This is a genomic window from Methanosphaera sp. BMS (assembly GCF_003268005.1).
Classification (GTDB): Archaea; Methanobacteriota; Methanobacteria; order Methanobacteriales; family Methanobacteriaceae; genus Methanosphaera.
Genome location: NZ_CP014213.1, coordinates 2179617 through 2201219, shown reverse-complemented (window position 1 = coordinate 2201219; position 21603 = coordinate 2179617). Strand labels below are relative to the sequence as shown.

The window sequence follows — 21603 nt, the reverse complement described above, 5'->3', positions numbered from 1 at the left end:
GTATGATGAATAAAAAAATAAAATAAAATCCCTAAAAGTAAAAATACGATGATTTAGACACTTTTAGTAACACTTCCCAACACTTCCCAACACTTCCCAACACTTCCCAACACTTCCCAACACTTCCCAACACTTCCCAACACTTCCCAACACTTCCCAAAAAAAATGATTAACAATATCAATAAGAGATAATACTGAGATAAAAAGTATCAAAAAAATTTTAATTATAAAAAATATATTAACCCACATTAATTCAGATCTTCCTTTTCAAACAATACAATATAATAAATATTGTGTAAACACTTATGGAAAGAAAAAGTCAAACAACAACATTAAATCCATGGAATATATTCATACCAAAAGATGATAATACAAAATACATACTTGAATTAAGAGAAAATAGTATAAATATGAAAAACATAAAGATTAATACTAAAGTCAAGTTGGTGAATGTTTATGAATAACGAAGAAATACCACCCGATACTCCTCCCTATGCCAGGAAAAAAATACAAACAGCCATGAATTATACACGAAACAAGCTAAAGAAAGGAAAGTTCAACGTGGATGAGTTTGAAGTTGTAAGTGTAGAAATCGAATCAGACAAGATTGACAGTGCATTTGATAACTATACAATTATACAGTTAACAGACATACATCTTGGACAGTGGATTACCAAAGAAAAACTTATGGGAATTGTAGAGTTAATTAATAAAGAAAATGCTGATTTAATAGTATTAACTGGAGATTATGTATCATATAAGGTGGATGATTGTCTTGATGACCTTGAAGAAACATTAAAACACCTGAAAGCAGAAGATGCCATATTATCAGTACTTGGAAATCATGATCATTGGATAAATCCCGTTAAAGTTAAACATTCACTTGAAAGATGTAACATCATAAATCTGGAAAATGAGGTATATACAATATATAAAGATGGTTCAAAACTTCAAATAGCCGGCGTAGACAGTATAACCTATGATAAGGATGATATAAATCAAATAATGGAAAGGATAGATGAAAATTCACCTGCAATCATGCTGGCACATGAACCTGACTTTGCAGACATAACAAGCAGATATGATCCATTCATACTTCAATTATCCGGCCATAGCCATGGATGTCAGATAAGCATACCCAAGATAGGAACACCAATAAGGGGAAAAAATTTCCTTAAATATCCTTCAGGAGAGTATAAGGTAAATGAAATGATCCAATATACAAGTAGGGGAATTGGAACAAACGCATTCTGGCTAAGAATAAACTGTCCACCGGAAATCACGAAGATAATACTGAAAAAGGTGTGAAATATGAGAATACTATGGGCAATAACAGGTGCGGGTCATCTATTAAAGGAAAGTATAGATGTACTAGAAAAGTTATCATACAAACATGAACTGACAATAATCTACTCATGTGCAGGCAGGGAAGTTCTTAAACTATACGGTTATGATAAGAATATTGAAGAAATCATGGACAGAAATCCCAATAACAAGATGATAAAAGAAGAAGAACAAAAATACAGCTACCCCTTTTCGGGAAAGCTCACACACGACAAATATGACTTGATAGTAATCTCCCCTACCACGGCAAATACCACGGCTAAAATCGTGCATGGGATAGCGGATACCCTTGTAACAAATGTAGCCGCACAATCAGGTAAAGGACAGATAAAATGCGTAGTTGTACCTGTAGACTATGATGAAGGATTAATTACCACCATTATACCACCATACATTGATAAAAAGTTATGCATAGAATGTAACAAATGTATAAACGCATGTGCTTTTGATGCATTGACTCCACCAATACTTGATACAAAGAAATGTACCTGCTGCAAAAAATGTGTTGACACGTGCCCAGAGGAAGCTATAATCATCGGCAGAGAAATAGAATTATACATCAGACCAATAGATGCGGAAAATACAAGAAAACTGGAGAAAATAGAGAATATTAAAACCTGCAGACACCCCTATGACATACTGCCTGTTATATTGAAGATGGAAAAAATAATAGAAAAAAAGAAAAATTAAATTAATCAATTACTTCCTATTTATATTCTCCTTAAAGAACTTATACACCTTCTGGGCTCCGAATATTTCACCAGGATCTGACCAGTCACGTGGACATAGGATAAATGGCTGTTGCTGTGATCCACCTGCTCCACCGTGACTTCCTATCAACTCTTCGAAGGCATAAACCTCGTCATTTTCAACATCATATGTGCTGTTTACAAGTATATCTGGTACATGTTTGAATTTGTCCGTTCTTTTAAGCTGTTTAATGATATTCTTTCCATAGACCTTTAAGAAGTCTTCTCCTACCAGTTTATTATCATCCAGATAGTATACATTGTCATCAGACAATACAATACTGCCATATAATGCTGATTTTACCAGTACAAATCCTATTCCGGGGTGATTTGCAAGAGTAGTTATTAGATTAGGAAATGCATCTTCAATCTGTTCATAAGTCATCCTGCCACCCCAGTCAGTAAAGTATATTAATCCCAGATTCCCCGAGGCAAGTACTATTGACTGTGCTTCATTCTTAGTTATAACTTCATCATTATTCAAATCCACATCCAATGAATATTCATCGTTTATCTTGTTTAATTTATCCATTATTGGTTCATTACCTTTTATTAAAACCTTCTTATTTTTAAATTCATCTATGGGTAATTTATTACGTGCTTTTATTTTGATATTTGAAAGTTGTTGCCTTGAGCTATCCACACGTTCGGTTATATTTTCCACACTATTGTCGAGACGATTTGCGATACTGTCCTTGGTATTGTCGATACGCCCGGCGATATTGTCTTTGGTGTTGTCGATTTTTTTAGTGATTCTTTGCTTATTATATTTCATGTATGACTTAAGTTTTATCGTCTCAAGCAGGTGATCATCATTTGAATGAAGTATACTGTGGATTTTCATTGTTTCAGGTATGTTTTCTTGAACCAAATCATCCAATGTCTTATCATATTTCTGTTTGAATGTTGGCCCCTGTGATTGTCCATGATCAGATAAAATTACAATATTATATTTTCGATTTGAATGATCAATAGCATAAAGTATGTGCTTAAACTGTTTATCAATCTGTTTTAATGCATAGAATGAATCAAAATCCCTTATACCAGAGTGATGTGCTATTTCATCATAACCCATGTATGTCGAGTATATCACGTTATATTTACCTGAATATATATCCCCTATCAATGAGTATGTTGATGCTTCTCTCATCACGACATTTGCCCCCGCCCTTGCAATGAAATATTTAAGTCCCCTATGCATACGTGGCTTTTTATTGGTAATGAGTTGTCTTATCCTTGAGGTTACTTCCATCAGCATATCAAATGCGAACAATAATAACAACCTGGCAATGAAATATGGCGTTGAATACAGATAATACCATGATTTGGAATAGAAATTCTTAAGCTTGCTGTAGGTTAAAAGATAATCCTCTGCATCACCTGAAAATAGGTTACTTCTACTTGCTCCATGATCTGACAATAGTCCTTTCTTGTTTGATATTCTTTTTTCTATTTTACCTGCATCGGCCAAGGAGTTTGATGATATTATCCTGTTATCATTTTCCTTTTCAACCCAACGGAATGCCACTATATTTTCATTGTTTCCATGTAATATTCCTGCCTGTGATGCACTGGTTTGACTGGATAAATCTGTCTGCCAGGATAATAATTTATGTGTGGATTCAAGCAATCGTTTCAGATGAGGCATATGTCCATTATCTATTGCATCAGTTAAAACATCTTTTGCCAGTCCATCAATTTCAATAAAGAGATATCCATCCTTTTTACTGATTTTATCATTGTTTAATTGATTTCTTAAAATACGCTGATAATATGATTCATCCATGTCAACGCTTAGAAGTATTGATAGCAGGGAGTTTATAAGTCCTATTATCAGAGGTACTAGAAAGAGTGACCATCCACTTATTTGAAACCCGCCCAGATAACTACTCATGAGCCATAGCAGCAACCCGTCAATCAGAAATGTTCCAAAGCCCAATGTGAATACAATAAATCTCAGTGAAATATATGATATTGTCGGCCATAATATTGCATTTAAAATTGATAGAAAAACAATTATCATGAATGTTGTTTTGAAGTCGGTGATTGTAATCAGTGAAAAATAATTGTTAATGATAAAAAACAACAATACCTCTAAAAAGAGAAATATTGATAACTTAAATAATCTGCCTAGATTTCTTCTGACAATATTTAACATATTTTAGATAACCTCCCAGAAGAATCCATACCAAAAAAAGAATTGGATAAGAAGGTTGTTAAAACCCTTTATTTACTTGTTTTTATTTAAAATTCAATGTAGTCGTAACCTTCAGCACCTTCATCAAATGCATAGTGTACGGTTGTGTAGTTACTCATATATTCGGTTACATCATCTGTTACATCCTTATTATCCATAACTACTGCTTTAATGAATTCGGCCACGTCTTTCATGTTGTCCTCTTTAAGTCCACGGTGTGTTAATTCCTGTGTTCCCATTCTGATACCTGATGGGTTGTCACTGTTATTTACGTCATCCCATGGAAGAAGGTTTTTGTTTAGGATTATATTGTTGTATTGAAGTGTTTTTGCCATTTTGGAGACATCACCAAGTTCTGCTACATCCATAGCTACCTGATGGGATTCTGTAAATCCCTGGTCTTCACATAATACATTGAATCCTAATTCATAGAGGTTTTGGGCTAATGCCTTAGCGTTGGCTATGGTTTGTTTTGCATAGTCTTCACCAAATTCCAGCATTTCAGCTGTTGCTATACCCAGTCCTGCCATGTGATGTAGATGATGGTTACTTACCACACCCGGGAATACACAGTTATCTATCTTTTTATGTAATTCTTCTTTACAGAGGATGATTCCACCCTGTGGTCCAGGGAAGGTCTTATGTGTACTACCAGTTATCATGTCAGCACCATCTGCTACCGGGTCTTGGAATTGTTTTCCTGCAATTAATCCTAACACGTGTGCTCCGTCATAAATAACCTTTGTACCTGTTTCCTGTGCTACTTCCACTGCTTCCTTGACTGGCTGTGGGAATAAGAATAAACTTCCTCCAAGTACCATTGCTTCAGGTTCCTTATCTCTCATTTTTGCTGCAAGTTTATCCATGTCCACATTCATCCTTTCGGTGTCCATTGGAACGGATGTTGTCTTAAGTCCTCTTATACCTGCTGCACTTACACCAGCGTGACTGATATGTCCTCCTTCAGGTACGTTGATACTCATTAATGTGTCACCAGGTTTTGCTACTGCAAAGAAACATGCAAGGTTTGCTACTACACCACTTGTTGGCTGTACATTTGCATGGTCACAGCCGAATAACTCTTTTGACAAGTCGATTGTTATCTGTTCAATGTCATCAATGTAGTCACATCCTTCATATAATCTTTCACCAGGAAGTCCTTCAGCGTATCTGTGGGAAAGATCAGTTGCAACCGCTTCTCTTACAGCTCGGCTAGTGATGTTTTCACTGGCAATCATGTTCAAACTGTTTTTCATCCATTTATGATGTTCTTTTGTCAAGTTTTTTATTTCTTGTGCTTTCTCTAAATTAGACATTCAATATAATCCTCCGTAAAAAGATTTAATATAATTTGATATAAACGTAAAAATATTATGGGATATATTATCCTATTATATTATTAATATATATTCTTAATATTATATTAGTTTTATCAATTGGAAATATGAGATGAATATAAACTTTGAAAAAATTATTATAGTAACTTACCAAACTTTTGGTATATATTTTTCATACCAGTTATCAATGACATGATTATCATTGATTATTTCAGCATAGGATTGGATTATTGTATTATTGAGAAATTCTTCTGATTCTAAGTCGTATTGTTTTAGTTTTCTTTTTAATATTCTCCATATCTGTTCTATAGGGTTTAGATGTGGAGAATAAGGTGGTAAATAAATTAAAGTAATATTCAATATTTTAGCCACTTCTTGAATATATTTTGATCTGTGAGTGCTGTAATTATCTAAAATTAAACATATTCTGTCTTTTTTATTACATATTTCTCTAACTAGTTCTGTATCAATTGACTCTAGAATAATTTCTCTTTGTTCATTTCTTCTTTTAGAGACATTATCTGTCGAAACGCTTTTACATTTTTTACTTAAAATTCTTGCAATAGTTTCTAAATTTTCTTCACTATATTTATCTAGTGTTTTTCCAATAAGTTCTAAGAATTTATCTTTGGGCATATTTTTAGAGTTTAAACCCTTCGTTACTTCTTCTTCAGAAAGGTCTATATCATTAATTATTGTTGAAAGTATATCTTTGTTATTTAAATTATTCATATTAGATAATCTAAGATTTATTAATGCTAAAGCTACTTCTAGAGCTGTTGAAGAGTGAGTAGTGAGTAAATCACTTTTACCATTAATTTTAATGAACCTGTTTCATTTACTTTAAATTTATATGGTGAAACAATTGCCATATTCTTTGTTCCTTTTTTATATAGGGTTCTAATTCTATTAGGTTGATTTTGAAATGAGGATTCGTCAAATAAAACTATTATGTCTTTTTGAGTTACATAATGTTCTTTTAAGTTTTTTTTAGTTGTTCTTCGGCATCATCGGGAGTTTTAGAAAATCTAGGATATGCTTTACTATAATTGTATCCTAATTTCTTTACGATAAACCCTATTTGTTTTAAACTATATTCAACCTCGTATTCATTTTTAACATGATTTAATACATCTAATTGGGTCATACCTTTATGATTCATTATATATTGGTCCAATTCAACTAATTGATCAAATGATAAATTAGAGGGTCTTCCACCACCAAAATTAGGTTTTAAACCACTTAATCCACTCTTTTCACAAATTTTAGCCCATCTATGGACTGTATTATATGACACATTAACAAATTCAGACGCTTCTTTGATAGTATGACCTTCTAAAATATATTCCATAGCTATTAGACGTTCATAATACCTTACAGTATCTTTACATCCAGCTAATTCTTTTCTAATCTCTGTAATATTAGTTTTATTATCCACATTAATTTCACTTTTTCTTGACATAATATTATATATATAAAACATATATATTAAAAGTTTGGTAAGTTACTATACTTACCGGAACTCGAAAAAACACATCCCCCAGAAGCAATAAATATTAATTAAGGACATAATCAATATACCTTTAAGAAATAATTTACAATTATTAGCATAATCTTTACTACTATACTTGGTTATATCAAAGATAGTTAATAAATTTAACCCAACAATAACACAAATAAAAAGCGTATTTAAATCTCCTGAATAAATAGAAAAACATCGATTAACCAATGAACATGTAAATCAATACAATTATCTAATTTTTAGGGGGGGGGGGGGGGGGGGGAAAGTGAAGGATTAATAGAAAAAATATAGCTCAAACATTATCCCAACATTAAAAAAAAATAATATATCTATGAAAAAAATTTGGAAATCAGATTTTAAAATAAAAAAAAATACATTTCTTAACCCTGACAGCTTGATATATTTCAATACTAATTCCGATAACATACAACTATTGAATGAGTAAATTATCATTAGGCATCTAGGCTACATCGCTTTCTTAACAGATAATGCCTTGCTTGCTAAAAACATTAGCATAATCCAACAGATAAACTTCATAAATGTCTTGGATTTCCAAATACCACGTTTATCATTGTGGTTACTTCATAATTTTTATTTATTTCGACAATTTTAAAGTGTTTATACTTTTCTATTTGTCTATAATATTCTTGTGTAAAGCTACGACCTATGAATTATGCTTGGAGTATATCCTAGAACATACCCTCAAATAACAATTGTTGCACGACCCCCTATTGAAATAAAAAAAATAAGAGAAATATTATAAATAAACCCTATTAATTCCTTTTACCTTATCAAAGTCATTATCAAATGAAACTATATTATTAACATTATATTTTTCCATTGACTGTATTATAGTACAATCACCATAATTAACACTAAAATTATAATATTTACACAAATCAAGAGCATTATTATACTCTAGTACATCCAAATAATGAATTTTATCCATAGAATATATTAAATCGATAATATCCAAACGTTTAGCTTCATAACGTTTCTTCTTCAAATTATTAAAAATTTCCAAAATTACGGTAGAATTTATCAACGTCCTTTCATTATCAATATACTCCAATAATTTTAAAGATTCGTCATGTTTTTTAGCTTTAACATTCATTAAAGCAATAATATAACAACTATCGATAAAAAGCACTTTAATAACCCCTATAAGCTGATTTTTTCTCTTCAACAGGATCAATTGACTCATCATTATCGATTAAATTAACAAATGATTTTAAATTATTTCCTTCAGGTTTATCATGTGACAATAATCTTTCAATATCCTCAATACTTTTAATATTACATGGCATGTCTCTCTTAATTCCTTCAATAACATACCTATTAACTAAATCAATTTGTTTAACACCTAATTTAGCACTCTGTATCTTTAATTGTTGCTTAACATCTTCATTAATTCTAATTGTAGTAGCCATTTTAAATCACTAATATATACTATTGATAATACAAGTATATTAATATACCGAAAAAGTAACAAAAAATACAAAAATACATACAAGAAAAAAAGAATAAAAAAAGAATTCAATAAAAAAATAGGATAATAACAACTTGAAAACAAAAAACGGCTCTGTAGAAAACCTTGATTTGAGTGAAGTATGAGTAATAACTCAAATATAATTTTTTACAGAGGGAATATATTCTATTTCAATATTATCCTTTCTTCATCAATATACAATTCTCACTCATATTGAGTAATTGTATTTGTCATTTGATTCCTGCCTAATTGCCGCCAACGCAGCATAGTAAGTGGTACAGGCGATCCCCGGGAAACCCTCGGTTCATATAAATAAATATAGTAATCAATATTGTATTTGATTAATTATTTTTAATCCTTCCTGATGTATATTTTTAGCAGCATTAATGTCCCTATCATGTCTATTACCACAATGGGGGCATGTCCATGTTCGGTTGTTTAGTGTTAGGTCTTCTTTGTGGTATTTACAGTTGTTGCATGTTTTGCTGGATGGGTACCATTGGTCTATGTGTATTAGTTTTCGTCCGTGTTCGTATGCTTTTTGTTCTAGTATTCTGGTGAACATGTGCCATGATTTTTCTTGTATACTTCGTGATAGTCTGCTGTTTTTTAGCATGCCTTTAATGTTTAGTGTTTCCATAGAGATTACGTGATATTTTTCTGTTAATCGTTGTGCTATCTTATAGAAATGATAGTCTAGTATGTTATGTCTTTTTTCATATGCTAAGGCTATCTTCTTTTTGATTTTATTGTAGTTTTTGCTGCCAATTTCTTTTTTGGATAGTTTTCTTTGAAATCTTTGTATTTTCTTGTCTAATTGTATGATCTTGTTTTGTTGTGGGAAATGTATTATTTCGCCCGTGTTTATTGTGACAAAACGTGATATTCCCAAATCTATACCACAACTACGATCATTACTCTTAAAAACATGCCTTGTGACATCTTTACATAAAATAGAAACAAAATACTTACCGGATGCTTTTTGTTTAACAGTGACAGATTGTATTTTGCCGGATATCTTTTGATGTGTACGAAATCGAATCCAACCCACCTTAGGAAGACGAATACGTTTACCCTCAATTCTGATGTTGTTATTGATATTATTGGTTTTATAAGATTGTACCGGATTATACTTACTTTTATAGCGTGGATACTTGCTAAGGTGTTTAAAAAATCTGTCAAAAGCATTTTCTAAATTTTTCAACGATTCAATCAAAGCTTGTGAATCAACTCGTTTTAACCAAGTCTTAGACTTCTTCAACTCAGTCAACATAGTCGAACAATCATAAAAAGACAAATACTCTCCATTATCTGAGTATACAGTCTTTTTAGCATCCAGAAAAGTGTTAAAAACAAAACGGCAACAACCAAACTGATTAATAAAAAAACTCTCCTGAACTTCATCAGGATAAATACGAACAACAAAACTCTTATACATAACAACTATCTACACACAAAAAATAATAAAATATTAAATATATATAATAAAATATTAAATATATATAATAAAATATTAAATATATATAATAAAATATTACTAATGGTATAGTTAATAATTTTATTTAAAATAGCATATAAATATTTTGATAAAAGTATTACTTTTAATTGTTTTTTCATAGGATTTCTACAGAGCCCAAAAAACAATAAAAACTAATATATTTCCCATACCATCATATGGATATCTTAATAGCATCATAAGTTAAATAAGGTACTAATGAATTTTTGTTACCCTCCCTAAATTGTATAAATACCTCTTCTTCCAATTTTTTTTAATCTTGACCGAATGTTACTGAAATTTTTATTCATATTAATCACGACAATTAATATATTATAATTTAATATGAGATTTCATGAAAAAGAATCCCATATAATAATAAAAAAAAGATGAGACTCCAAAAAAAGAGTCGTATTTTATGATAAAAATTCTAAAATACAGAATAAACAAAAAATAATATAAATAAAGCCTACATTAACTTATCTATAAAGATTACTTGAAAATTCATTATATCTTTTTTATTATTAATAGAATGTATATTATACCTAATTAATATAATTATGTGGCATTATTTAAAGAACAAATACCTAGTTTAATCCAATGAATTCAATAAATTCAAAGGAATAACTAATATAAAGTTATAAAAGAATGTTATACCCCTCAAAGTAAATAAATTACAAAATAAAATAATTATATAAAGGGGGGGGGGGGGGGTGGGAATGTGATAATAACTTAAATAAACTATTATATGTAGCTAGATCTCTTAAAAACTAATAATGAGAGGATAATAGTAAATGGAAGAAAATATGGTTATATTGTAAAAAACAATAACTATAAAAATTATTGTAAAAAACAATAACTATAAAAAGTAAGGGAAACATAGAACACATTATACTAAGAAGGATGATAATATGGACATAGCATGGGGAAATGATTCTGAATTAAGTGAAAGTGAATTTTATAACAGAGTAGAGGATATTAATATTATTACCAGTTTAATAACAGCCAATCCTAATTCAACCCCAACATTATTACTTACTGGGATTAGAGGAGTGGGAAAAACCGCATTGATGAAAAATATTAAAAATAAATTAATGAAAGAATACTTAGTCATATATATGGATATTTCCAAATCAGATGCATATCAAGAAAAGAGATTAGATAGAATTTCATTCATGCAAGTATTATATGATTCAATTATTGATTCCTGCAAAGAAAAAGGTTTAAAAACAATTGATAAAACATTGAAAAAAATGATAAAAACGAATGATATTCACATAGCGGACATAGCAAACTATGAATACATATCCCTCCCCATTATAACAACTGAAAAAAATTACTCAAAATTTGCAAATTTTGTAATGAAATTACCTCAAAATATTTATAGACAACATGCTAAAGAAATAAAAGGAATAATAATATTCATTGATGAATTTCAAATATTAAGAAATTTAGAAAATATCGATAGTTTTTTATGGTTTTTAAGAAGTAATATTCAAGAAAATAAGAATGTAACTTATATTTTAAGTGGTAGTATGAGTTTAAAAGATGAATTCATAGAAAAGATTGCAGGTAATGAAGGGGCATTTGGTGGACGAATGTTAACTTTGGAAATCCGAACATTTTCATACGAAACTACAAAAAAGTACATGCAAGAAAAAGCTCCTGAACTTAAATTCACAGAGAATGGTCTAAAACAATTTTACAAATGTACAAGAGGAATTCCAGCATATATAAACATATTTGCAAACATTTTACCACAAAATGAAAGATTAGATGAAAATAATATTAAGTATGAATTCAAACGAAAAGTATCACTACTGGCTACACATAATATCAATCTCTGGTCAAGATTAACTCTACAAGAACAAAAAATCATCACATCACTACTAGAAAAACCATTGATTCGAAAAGAAATAGCTGAAAAATTAAAAGTAACAACAGGTTCTATAAGTAAACCACTAGTTAAACTTAAAAATATGATGATGATCGAGCAAAATGGTAAAGAATATAACATATATGATGAAATATTCAAGTTATGGCTAAAAAAATATAAAGAAGAGAATAAAGTATATCCATATAGAGAAATATGAGATTACCTTCATAATCCCACTATAAACAACTAATGACAGGGATTGTAATACTGCTTTAATGGTAAAGAAGAAATAATTCAAATACATAATGAAAATTTTTAAACTATAATTTTTACCGAAATTTTATACCATAGGTACTTGAATTAAGACCATCAAATAATGTTTTTTGATTGGTTTTTTAGTAATCTAAGAATGTTTTTTGATTGGTTGTTTCAAGTACAGAATAATTAGTTCTAGTATAAGTTTCTTCGGTTTTATTTTTTCTTTTATGTTTAATTGGTGATCTTTCTTCTATATTTTCTTCTTATAATTGCTGCATTTTGTTTTTGTCATAAATCCTTGTTGTATACCGAGTGTTGTTAATAATATGCATAAATATACACTTTTCTTTACTGATTTTATTGCATATTTGTGGAATTTTCCCAATCCAAAGGCATCTTAGGCACTTTAAAGAAATCTTCAATTAATCCTCTTACTGGTTTTAAATCTTCCCAATTTTCAATTTGTTTTATTGATATTGTTTTTAATATTTTATATTATTTTTTTGAGTCCTCATTATTATTTGAATTAAATACTTCGAGTGGATATGAAAGATTGTCTTTGATTTTTTGGATGGTATTATCATATTTTGAGGCTATTATTGGAACTATTTTATAACGGTTAATTCCTATTTTATAATTTTCTAATGAGTAATATCTTCTATCAAGACATAATAATGTTCGTTTAGTAAATAATCTTCTTCTTTTTAATTCTTTTAATATTTCTTTGTATATTACAATGTCGTGTGATGCTCCAGAGTGTATGAGTATGGATACAGGGGATAAAGTATCTTTATCTAGCACTACTGTTACATAAATCCAATATATTTTTACATTCATCATTAAACATTTCAATCGTCATGGCTTCTTTTTCTTATTAATTAGATGTTAAAAGATTATTCCTTAAATTAAGGTTAATATCTCAAATATAGAAATATACCATTGAATTATTAAAAATAACTGTTCTAAATATTTAAAATAAGATATTGATTAAAGGGGATTGTCACATTAAAAATATGAGTTTATATATCGGAGGTTATATTTTAAAAGAAGAGGATAAGGAGATATAGGCTCCTTATCAGTTCTGTTTACGAATCTTATTTTCCTAAAGCTGCTTCGATTTGAGCAAGGATTTGTTCGTTTTTGAAGTGTGCTTGGTCTAATGCACCGGTTGGACATGCTGCTACACATGTTCCACATCCTTTACATAAAGCTACGTTGATTGTGGATTTACCATCTTCAATTGAAATAGCTCCGAATGGACATAATTCAACACAGATTTCACATCCACCACAGTTTTCTTCATTTACTTCAGCAATGATAGGTTCAATTTCTACTTCTCCTTGGATCATAGGAATTGCTGCTCTTGCTGCTGCACCTGAAGCTTGTGATACTGTGTCAGGAATATCTTTAGGACCTTGTGCTACACCTGCTAGGTAGATACCGTCGGTCATTGTGTCGACAGGTCTGAGTTTAGGGTGAGCTTCCATAAAGAATCCGTCTGCGGATCTGGATAATCCTAGTGTTTGTCTTAAGGTTTCTTGTCCTTCAGGAGGTACAAGACCTACTGATAATACTACTAAGTCATAAGTAAATGCGGTTGCTTTACCGAGTAAGGTATCTTCTGCACGTACTGTAATGGTCTTATCTTCGTTTTCGATAAGTTGTGCTGCTTTACCTCTGATAAATTTGATTCCGTATTTTTCTTGTGATAATCTGTAGAATTCTTCGTAACCTTTACCGAATGCACGAATATCAATGTAGTAAATTGTTACTTGTGTATCTGGTTCGTGGTCTACACATAATTGTGCGTTTTTCATTGCGTACATACAACATACTCTGGAACAGTATGGGTTTCCAACTTTTTCGTCACGGGAACCTACACATTGGATGAATGCAACTTTTTTAGGTGTTTCACCGGATGATGGTTGGATTACGTGACCTTGTGTTGGTCCAGATGCGTTTATGTATCTTTCAATTTGTAAACCGGTAATTACGTTTTCTGCTTGATCGAAGATGTATTCTTCTTTTTCTGTTGGATCGAATGTGTCGTAACCTGTTGCTACTACAATTGTACCAACTTCGATTTCCACGAGTTCTGGTTCTTGGTCGTGGTTAATACAACCTTTTTCACAAGCTTTGTCACATAAGTGACAGTTAATACAGTAGTCTTTATCGATTGTTGCTACAAGAGGTACTGCTTGTGGGAATGGAATGTAAGCTGCTTTTACCATACCTGTTCCTTCGTCGAAGTAGTTTGGTATTTCGATTGGACAAGCTTCTTGACATAATCCACAACCGGTACAGGTAGCTTCATCAACGTATCTTGCTTTTTTCTCTACTGTTACTGTGAAGTTACCGATGTATCCGTCTACATCTTTTACTTCTGAGTAGGAAAGTAATTCGATGTTTTCGTGTTTTCCTGCGTCTACCATTTTAGGTGCTAGAATACACATTGAACAGTCGAGTGTTGGGAATGTTTTGTCTAATTGTCCCATTCTTCCACTGATGGTTGGTCTTCTTTCGATGAGGTAGGTTTTGAATCCCATGTCACCGAGGTCGAGTGCTGTTTGGATACCTGCTACTCCACCACCGATAACCATTGCAGTGTCTTTTACGCCTACTTTTTCAGCAGTTAATGCGTTGAGTAATCTTGTTTTTGCACAACCCATTCTTACTAAATCTTTAGCTTTTTCGGTTGCTCCTGCAGGGTCGTCTCCGTGTACCCATGAGTCTTGTTCTCTTAAGTTTACGAAGTCGAATAAGTATTCGTTTAATCCTGCTTCTTTTACAGCTCTTCTGAATGTAGGTTCGTGTAAACGAGGACTACATGCTGCTACTACTACTCTGTTTAAGTTTAATTCTTTAATATCGTCTTGTATGAGTTTTTGTCCTGGGTCTGAACACATGTATTTGTATTCACGTGCTACTACTACATCAGGTAGTGTTTCTGCGTATTCTTTTACTGCTACACAGTCTACTACTCCACCGATGTTTACTCCACAGTGACAAACGTATACTCCCATACGTATTTCTTCATTTTCTGCCAAGTTAAATCACCTATTTAACAAAGATTATTATCTTTTAATATTTTAAGTTTAAAAATTTGTTGTTAATTAGTTAAAAATTTAACAATTATATCCTATAATGTAAGGTTAATAGATTATCATATATAAAGTTTATTATTGTTCGAATAAAAACGAATTATAATGTTCGTATATTATCAAATATTACCTATAAAAAAAAATAAAGTATTATTGTACTGTGAGGATTATTTTAGTCCTCGTACCGATATATGCATTTCTTGTACCTGTAACCACTTCAATTGTATGATTGCCCTTTTTCAAATCAACAGGTACTCTGAAATTTATATTTACAGTACCATTTACAATAGCGTAAACCTTGACCTTTCCATTATCATTTAAGTAGCTTACTCCATCGATTTTAATAATCGCCGTCGACGTTCCACATACACTATGATCATATTCATCAAGCAGTCCACCCTTAATAGTAACTGTCTTGTTTTGTCTACCGGTTATGTTTGTCAGGTTGAAATGTGACTGCGTTTTATTAAGTGAAAAGTACGTCTTATTCTCAAGTCGGGTATATGTCAGTTCAGAGTATACAGCCGTCAGCTTATTTGGCTTTGCACTCCAGCCGTCAGGTATTGTAAAGTCATAGCTGGCAACACCATTTTTAAGATATGCCTTGACAGTATTGTTTTTAGCATCCTTTACCGTGACACCATTTATCTTAAATATTACAAATCCTTTAGTGACCACCTTAGAGTCCCATTTGACTGTTGCTATAAACTTTATCTTTTCATCCATCTTAACGGTTGTCTGATTGGTAGTAACTACTATTGTTGCCTTGTTTATCACCTTGAAGTCTTTCATCATTCGGGACTCCTCATATCGGGCAGTTCCCGTATATACCACTTCCATCGTTGCATTAGATGTTTTGGTATTGTTTGCTATAGCATACTTATACGTTACTTTACCATTTTTAACATCCACCTTTACTGTTTGGGAACTGTTATCCCTGATGGTTAATCCGTTATACTTAAATATGACATGTCCCTCATTAATCGGTTTGCCGTTCTTATCAAGGATGTTTGCAGTGACTGTGAGTATGCATCCGGCAGTAACGTCATTTATATTGTTTACTGTTACATAAGAGGTGAAGTTGGAGTTATATTTGAAGTTGGTTGTCGTGTTGAGATAGTGTTTATCCAAGGACACATAATTTAGCGTCATGTTGTTGTTTGTTTTATAGACATTTTTTGTAAGTACGTCCACATTTGCCACACCATTAGTTAGACTAGCATTATTATTCAGGCGACCATTTGAATATAATACAACAGATCCATTGTATACTGTTGAGTTATAGATGTCCCTTAATTTTACTTGAACCCTTATTGTATTATTTACAATGGAGGTCTTTATGCTATTGTTTAACCTGTTGTTAAGGTAGGTGTTTCCGGATATATTGTAATTTTTATTACTGCTATATATCAACATGTCCCTGAGGTTGTCGGTATTGTTGTTGAAGTAGGAATTCGTGATATTTATCCGGCCACTGTTTTCTATGACAAATGAATCATTATCCAAAACACGGTTGCTTGTCAGATTGTTTTTTACAAATGACACATTACCCCTGTTATACAACACGGCACAGCTTTTTGCAATATTTGAGTTAAATTTATTGTTACGTATATTCATCCAGGCATTGTTATCTATAATGGCAGTTCCCCCACTTTTTCCATCGTTTTCAAAGAAGGCCTCATCACTTGCAAGGTTAGCGTTTACCGTATTATCCTCAAAGTTGACACTTGCATAATTTGACAGTACCGCACCAATACTGGCTTTGTTGGAGGTAAATGTGTTTTTAGTACAGTTAATGAATCCGTAAACATCACCCGTATTCTTATCGGCAAATGCTTCATTATATATGCAGGCAGCAAGAGATGCCTCATTATCCCTTAAAAGATTGGATGTAAATGTTACATTACCATTATTATACAATACCCCTCCGACGGATGCTCTGTTTGAGTAGAATTTGTTATTTTTGACCGTTATAACCGCATGATTTGATATAACACCGCCATAGGTTGACGTACAATTGGAGAAGATGTTATCCTCCATTACCGCAACCGAATATATGTGGGATACTATGCTTCCAAAGTCTGAAGCGGAATTATTCAAATAATTGGATTTCAAGTATAGATATGCATAGTTATCGACAAATGACGCACTGCTTGATGCTATGTTGGATATGTTTGAGTTTGTGATATATGCAGCACCATAGTTTATGATTGTACCCTTAGCGTTAGGATATGAGATTATAAACTCCTCCAAATCATCAATGCTATTTCTTATACGGCAATTATCCATGTATAAGGTGGCCCTGTTGAATATCAATCCACCCTCCTTAATGGAGTTGTCCGTGAAGTTGCAGTTGTTTAATGTCAACGTACCATTGTTTGAAAAGGTTGATGACTTCTTATAGTTAGTGTTGATAATGGTTAAGTTGTTGATTGTTACTGTCTTTGCATAGGATATGTTCATGAATATGTTCTTGTTTTTTGCATCAAGCGTGTGTCCATTACCGTTGATTGTTATACTGCTTGCATAGATACTATTATTAAATACTATCGGCTTTGTCAGTGCATATTTACTGCTTCCCTTAAGGTTTATTTCAATGGATTTCTGAGATATATTGGATGCTATTAAATTATACATGTCCTCATAATTGTTTACCGAATAACCTGCACTTTTGATATTCTTTGATGATTTATCAATAGATTCAATATTTGAATGACTGATATCCACACTGTTTTTTGCAGTTATGATTGAATTATCCTCAACATCCAACTTTACGGCATTATCACCGGCAGTTACATTGTTTTGTGATTCTGTGGCGGCAACACTACCTGCAAATAAGAATAGAATAATTACAAACAATGTTACTGATAGTTTATTTCTTGAAATAATAATAAAAACCTCCCTGGATAATTAAGATTATGTTTAATAGATGCAAATTAAATTAAGTGTTATTTATGAAAAAAGTAATATTAATAATTTTTTTTAAAAAAAAATTAGAGTAAAAAAGATATGATGGCCGTCAATGTAAACAGGCTTAAAATGACATTTGTGAATATGAGACTGCTCATAAGCTTAACATCCAAGTCATAAGTAATGGCCAGTACCAGTGCATTCATGGCAGTAGACATTCCAGCCTCGAGAATTGCAACATTGAACGTCATGCCTCCTATATGCAATAAAGATAAGATTACGAAGATAATACAAGGCGATAAGACCAACTTGACAAACGATACAAACAGTGAATCACCGATGCTGCGGCCAATTGCATTGAAGTCAATGGTTAAACCCAATGACAGCATGATAAGGGGAATGGTTGAATCGGCAAAATAATCAAGTATGCTTCCTGCCAAGTCAAATATTGGAATGTTAAATACATTGAATATCAATGCAAATATTACTGCCCATAATGGTACAAACTTAACCGACTGCCTTAATATATCCTGTCTATCTCCGCCAAACTCCTTAACCAGAATCATCCCATATACAATAAAGAGTATCGTTGTAGACAGATCATAGAAAATTGCGTGCAAAAATCCGGCATTGCCAAAAACACCCAATGATACGGGAAATCCGATAAATCCCGTGTTCATCATGGAGGATGCAATCATGATAGTCCAGGTGGTCTTCTTTGAATAATTCCTGAATCTGCTATAGAAATATGCCGTACATAGCAACATGAAACTTAAAAGCAATCCCATTACAGGTAAGATAAGCATGTCCCCTGTTATGTCAGCTTTTGAAAGGTTGACAAATATCAATGCCGGAAGGGATATGTTCAATACAATCTTGGTTAAAAGTTTACTGTCTGATGATTCAAGAATTGACAATCGCTTAAGCATTAACCCTACAATGATCATAAAAGTGGGGACAAGTATTACTTCCAATGAACTTGGCAATTTTTAAACCTCCCTATTTTACATAAATGTTATGAATAATGTTAATGTTACAACACAGAGTATTGTTGATAAAAATATGGCACTGGCCATCAGTTCGTTATCCAAATCATAGTTGATAGACAATACCAGACAATTCATTGCAATGGGCATGGCTGAGTCAAGGACTGCAACATGATATACTAATGATTGGATATCCAATGCTTTATAAATTATCAATATTAAAATTGGTGCAAACAATAGTCTTGTGAACAATATGAATGCCGTATCGGATATGTTGGACTTTACTGAATTCAAGTCCAACGTTAACCCCAATGACAACATGATAAGTGGTATGGTAGCTTGAGACAGATACCCGAGTGATGTTTCCAATACATAGCCCAATTCAATGTTAAAGAAATTGAATATCAATGCAAACAGCACTGCCCATAATGGCATGAATGTTAATCCGTCACGGATTACCTGTCGTTTGTTTCCACCAAATACTCCTACAAGTATCATTGCATATAATACAAACATCAATGCCATTGCCATGTCATAAAATATTGATGATATGAAACCCTCATTTCCAAGCACTCCCATTATTACAGGGTAGCCTATAAATGCAGTGTTCATCATGGATGAAGCCAGAATTATCGTCCATGTGGTGCTTTTGGAATAGTTTCTGAATCTGGAATAGATATATGCCATCACTGCCGTCGTGAATACTAAGAATATTGCAGTTACCGGTAGGACCATGACATCGGGGTTGATGGTAGCTTTAGACAGGTTGATAAATATAAGACAGGGCAGTGCGATGTTTACAACAATCTTATTTAATACTTGGCTATCACTTGAATCTAGGAAATTAAAATGTTTTAAAAATAATCCTACCATTATCATTATTGTAGGTACCAATATGATTTCAAATGAAGCTGTCATAGTAATCTATCTTTTTATTTGTTGCTATTATTTATCTATTTCTAGTTTAATTAATATTTAGGACAACGAATTTGTTATTGAAATAGGCAGGTATTCCAGGATATTGTTAAAAATGGTTGTAATAAAAGTTATAAGATTAAATTATATTGAAAAAAATAACGTTATTTGAGATGGGCGGTTATTATTGTAAATGAGTTCTTGTTAACCGTAAAAATCATGTCATCCACGTGAATATAATAATTTTTACCCTTTAATACTACCTCATCATATTCACTAATTCTCTTTATACAATAATCCACAACATCCCCATCATCCAAGTCAAGCTTCAGGTTTCTTTTAATGCGGCCAATGCCCATTTGTGTTGTGTGAATTTTGTCAATATTTGAAAATAAAGTATTTATTATATCAGAATTCATTAAAATCACTTGAAAAAAGAATTGAAAAAATGATTAATAAAAATTAATCTATTAATCCTTCGGTGGTTACTTTAAATACTGCTTCTCCTTCAGGAAGATGAGGACTGTCTACTAATCGTGCAATTCTTTTACCGGACAATCCCTTCTTAAGCAATATCCTGTATGTTGATGCGTGACCTAAAACGTGACCACCAACTGCCTTGGTAGGCGTTCCGAAGAATGCATCAGGTTTTGACTGTACCTGGTTGGTTATGAGTACTGCAACGTTATATGTGTTGGCTATTGTCTGTAGAGTGTGCAGGTGTTGGTTAAGTTTCTGCTGACGTGTTGCAAGTGATTCACGGCCAACGTATTCTGCCCTGAAGTGAGCCATCAGTGAATCAACCACTATAAGCTTAACCGGTATATCCCTCTGAATTAATTCGTTAATCTTATCTGCCATCAGCATTTGATGACTGCTGTTGAAAGCCCGGGCCACATGGATTCTTCTAAGTACCTCTTCAACATTTAATCCAAATCCTTCTGCTATTTGTTGTATTCTTTCCGGCCTGAATGTGTTTTCTGTATCGATGAATACTACATCCCCATCAAGTCCACCCTCTTCTACAGGAAGTTGTGTGGTTACGGCTAATTCATGAGATATCTGACTTTTACCTGAACCGAACTCACCATAAACTTCAGTGATTGACTGTGTTTCCACTCCACCACCAATAAGTTCATCCAATCCTTTAGCTCCTGTGGTAATTCTTCCAACATCTTCACGTCTTTCCATTACCTCAAATGCTGTTTCAAAGTCTATTTTTTCTGCTTTTCTTGCTGCTTCAATTACTTTAGCTGCTACCCCTTCACCTATTTCAACCTTTACACTGAGCTCTTTAGGTGTGGCAGTAGCCAATCTCATCATGTCTCCGAAACCTGCATCTCTTAATTTTTGTGCTGTTTTTTCTCCTACACTAGGTAAATCTTCTAATTCTGCCATATTATCTCTCCATTATTATTTGTTTT

General features: G+C 32.2%; 18 protein-coding genes. 4 read left to right on the top strand and 14 right to left on the bottom strand.

Features of this window, described 5'->3' with window-relative positions; translation table 11 throughout:
* Positions 1–305: 305 nt before the first annotated feature.
* From AW729_RS11315 to AW729_RS08145, 3 genes are read left to right on the top strand one after another with little or no spacing between them, the layout of a single operon-like run.
* Positions 306–464, top strand: a complete 159-nt coding sequence (locus AW729_RS11315; RefSeq protein ID WP_162685861.1) for a hypothetical protein — start codon at positions 306–308, stop codon at positions 462–464.
* Positions 457–1308, top strand: a complete 852-nt coding sequence (locus AW729_RS08150) for a metallophosphoesterase (RefSeq protein ID WP_204355176.1) — start codon at positions 457–459, stop codon at positions 1306–1308. Before AW729_RS11315 ends, AW729_RS08150 begins: the two co-directional genes overlap by 8 nt.
* Positions 1309–1311: 3 nt before the next feature.
* Positions 1312–2034, top strand: coding sequence for a flavoprotein (locus AW729_RS08145; protein WP_112124643.1), 723 nt, complete (start codon positions 1312–1314; stop codon positions 2032–2034).
* 9 nt (positions 2035–2043) lie between these two features.
* Here AW729_RS08145 and AW729_RS08140 read toward each other — a convergent pair whose 3' ends face one another.
* The 7 genes from AW729_RS08140 to AW729_RS08110 form a co-directional block, all read right to left on the bottom strand.
* Complete coding sequence (locus AW729_RS08140) at positions 2044–4251, bottom strand: phage holin family protein (protein WP_112124642.1); 2208 nt, start codon at positions 4249–4251, stop codon at positions 2044–2046.
* An 86-nt stretch (positions 4252–4337) separates the two neighbouring features.
* A complete protein-coding gene (gene glyA, locus AW729_RS08135; protein ID WP_112124641.1) occupies positions 4338–5606 on the bottom strand; it encodes a serine hydroxymethyltransferase in 1269 nt (422 codons plus the stop codon).
* Positions 5607–5774: 168 nt separating this feature from the next.
* Complete coding sequence (locus AW729_RS08130) at positions 5775–6359, bottom strand: transposase (protein ID WP_112124640.1); 585 nt, start codon at positions 6357–6359, stop codon at positions 5775–5777.
* Positions 6360–6606: 247 nt separating this feature from the next.
* Positions 6607–7065, bottom strand: a complete 459-nt coding sequence (locus AW729_RS08125; RefSeq protein ID WP_236951218.1) for a helix-turn-helix domain-containing protein — start codon at positions 7063–7065, stop codon at positions 6607–6609.
* A gap of 841 nt (positions 7066–7906) precedes the next feature.
* A complete protein-coding gene (locus AW729_RS08120; protein ID WP_257791378.1) occupies positions 7907–8353 on the bottom strand; it encodes a type II toxin-antitoxin system VapC family toxin in 447 nt (148 codons plus the stop codon).
* Positions 8301–8579 carry a hypothetical protein gene (locus AW729_RS08115; RefSeq protein ID WP_112124638.1) on the bottom strand — a complete coding sequence of 93 codons (279 nt, stop codon included), beginning with the start codon at positions 8577–8579 and terminating at the stop codon, positions 8301–8303. The genes AW729_RS08120 and AW729_RS08115 overlap by 53 nt, the downstream gene beginning before the upstream one ends.
* Before the next feature lie 384 nt (positions 8580–8963).
* Positions 8964–10076 (bottom strand): RNA-guided endonuclease TnpB family protein, encoded by a 1113-nt coding sequence (locus AW729_RS08110; protein ID WP_112124637.1) that lies wholly within the window; start codon positions 10074–10076, stop codon positions 8964–8966.
* Between the two features lie 968 nt (positions 10077–11044).
* Here AW729_RS08110 and AW729_RS08105 point away from each other — a divergent pair.
* Positions 11045–12226, top strand: coding sequence for an ATP-binding protein (locus tag AW729_RS08105; protein ID WP_112124636.1), 1182 nt, complete (start codon positions 11045–11047; stop codon positions 12224–12226).
* A 536-nt stretch (positions 12227–12762) separates the two neighbouring features.
* Here the strand turns inward: AW729_RS08105 and AW729_RS08100 are convergent.
* The 7 genes from AW729_RS08100 to radA all read right to left on the bottom strand — a co-directional run bounded on the left by AW729_RS08100 (position 12763) and on the right by radA (position 21577).
* Positions 12763–13104 carry a transposase gene (locus tag AW729_RS08100; RefSeq protein WP_162685859.1) on the bottom strand — a complete coding sequence of 114 codons (342 nt, stop codon included), beginning with the start codon at positions 13102–13104 and terminating at the stop codon, positions 12763–12765.
* Between the two features lie 257 nt (positions 13105–13361).
* Entirely contained in the window at positions 13362–15290 is a 1929-nt protein-coding gene (locus AW729_RS08095; RefSeq protein ID WP_112125264.1) for a CoB--CoM heterodisulfide reductase iron-sulfur subunit A family protein, read from the bottom strand.
* Positions 15291–15518: 228 nt separating this feature from the next.
* A complete protein-coding gene (locus AW729_RS08090) occupies positions 15519–18227 on the bottom strand; it encodes a hypothetical protein (protein ID WP_112124634.1) in 2709 nt (902 codons plus the stop codon).
* Positions 18228–18361: 134 nt separating this feature from the next.
* The gene (locus AW729_RS08085) at positions 18362–19264 is read right to left on the bottom strand and encodes an AEC family transporter (protein ID WP_112124633.1); all 903 of its coding nucleotides are present in this window, start codon (positions 19262–19264) and stop codon (positions 18362–18364) included.
* Between the two features lie 18 nt (positions 19265–19282).
* Positions 19283–20182 (bottom strand): AEC family transporter, encoded by a 900-nt coding sequence (locus AW729_RS08080; RefSeq protein WP_112124632.1) that lies wholly within the window; start codon positions 20180–20182, stop codon positions 19283–19285.
* A 161-nt stretch (positions 20183–20343) separates the two neighbouring features.
* A complete protein-coding gene (locus AW729_RS08075) occupies positions 20344–20598 on the bottom strand; it encodes a DUF3781 domain-containing protein (protein ID WP_112124631.1) in 255 nt (84 codons plus the stop codon).
* Between the two features lie 43 nt (positions 20599–20641).
* Positions 20642–21577, bottom strand: coding sequence for a DNA repair and recombination protein RadA (gene radA / locus AW729_RS08070; RefSeq protein ID WP_112124630.1), 936 nt, complete (start codon positions 21575–21577; stop codon positions 20642–20644).
* Positions 21578–21603 lie beyond the last annotated feature (26 nt).

Coding starts and splice junctions, on each gene's coding strand:
- AW729_RS11315 (WP_162685861.1), top strand. CDS start 306: ATGGAAAGAAAAAGTCAAACAACAACATTAAATCCATGGAATATATTC.
- AW729_RS08150 (WP_204355176.1), top strand. CDS start 457: ATGAATAACGAAGAAATACCACCCGATACTCCTCCCTATGCCAGGAAA.
- AW729_RS08145 (WP_112124643.1), top strand. CDS start 1,312: ATGAGAATACTATGGGCAATAACAGGTGCGGGTCATCTATTAAAGGAA.
- AW729_RS08140 (WP_112124642.1), bottom strand. CDS start 4,251: ATGTTAAATATTGTCAGAAGAAATCTAGGCAGATTATTTAAGTTATCA.
- glyA (WP_112124641.1), bottom strand. CDS start 5,606: ATGTCTAATTTAGAGAAAGCACAAGAAATAAAAAACTTGACAAAAGAA.
- AW729_RS08130 (WP_112124640.1), bottom strand. CDS start 6,359: ATGAATAATTTAAATAACAAAGATATACTTTCAACAATAATTAATGAT.
- AW729_RS08120 (WP_257791378.1), bottom strand. CDS start 8,353: ATGAGTCAATTGATCCTGTTGAAGAGAAAAAATCAGCTTATAGGGGTT.
- AW729_RS08115 (WP_112124638.1), bottom strand. CDS start 8,579: ATGGCTACTACAATTAGAATTAATGAAGATGTTAAGCAACAATTAAAG.
- AW729_RS08110 (WP_112124637.1), bottom strand. CDS start 10,076: ATGTATAAGAGTTTTGTTGTTCGTATTTATCCTGATGAAGTTCAGGAG.
- AW729_RS08105 (WP_112124636.1), top strand. CDS start 11,045: ATGGACATAGCATGGGGAAATGATTCTGAATTAAGTGAAAGTGAATTT.
- AW729_RS08100 (WP_162685859.1), bottom strand. CDS start 13,104: ATGAATGTAAAAATATATTGGATTTATGTAACAGTAGTGCTAGATAAA.
- AW729_RS08095 (WP_112125264.1), bottom strand. CDS start 15,290: ATGGGAGTATACGTTTGTCACTGTGGAGTAAACATCGGTGGAGTAGTA.
- AW729_RS08080 (WP_112124632.1), bottom strand. CDS start 20,182: ATGACAGCTTCATTTGAAATCATATTGGTACCTACAATAATGATAATG.
- AW729_RS08075 (WP_112124631.1), bottom strand. CDS start 20,598: ATGAATTCTGATATAATAAATACTTTATTTTCAAATATTGACAAAATT.
- radA (WP_112124630.1), bottom strand. CDS start 21,577: ATGGCAGAATTAGAAGATTTACCTAGTGTAGGAGAAAAAACAGCACAA.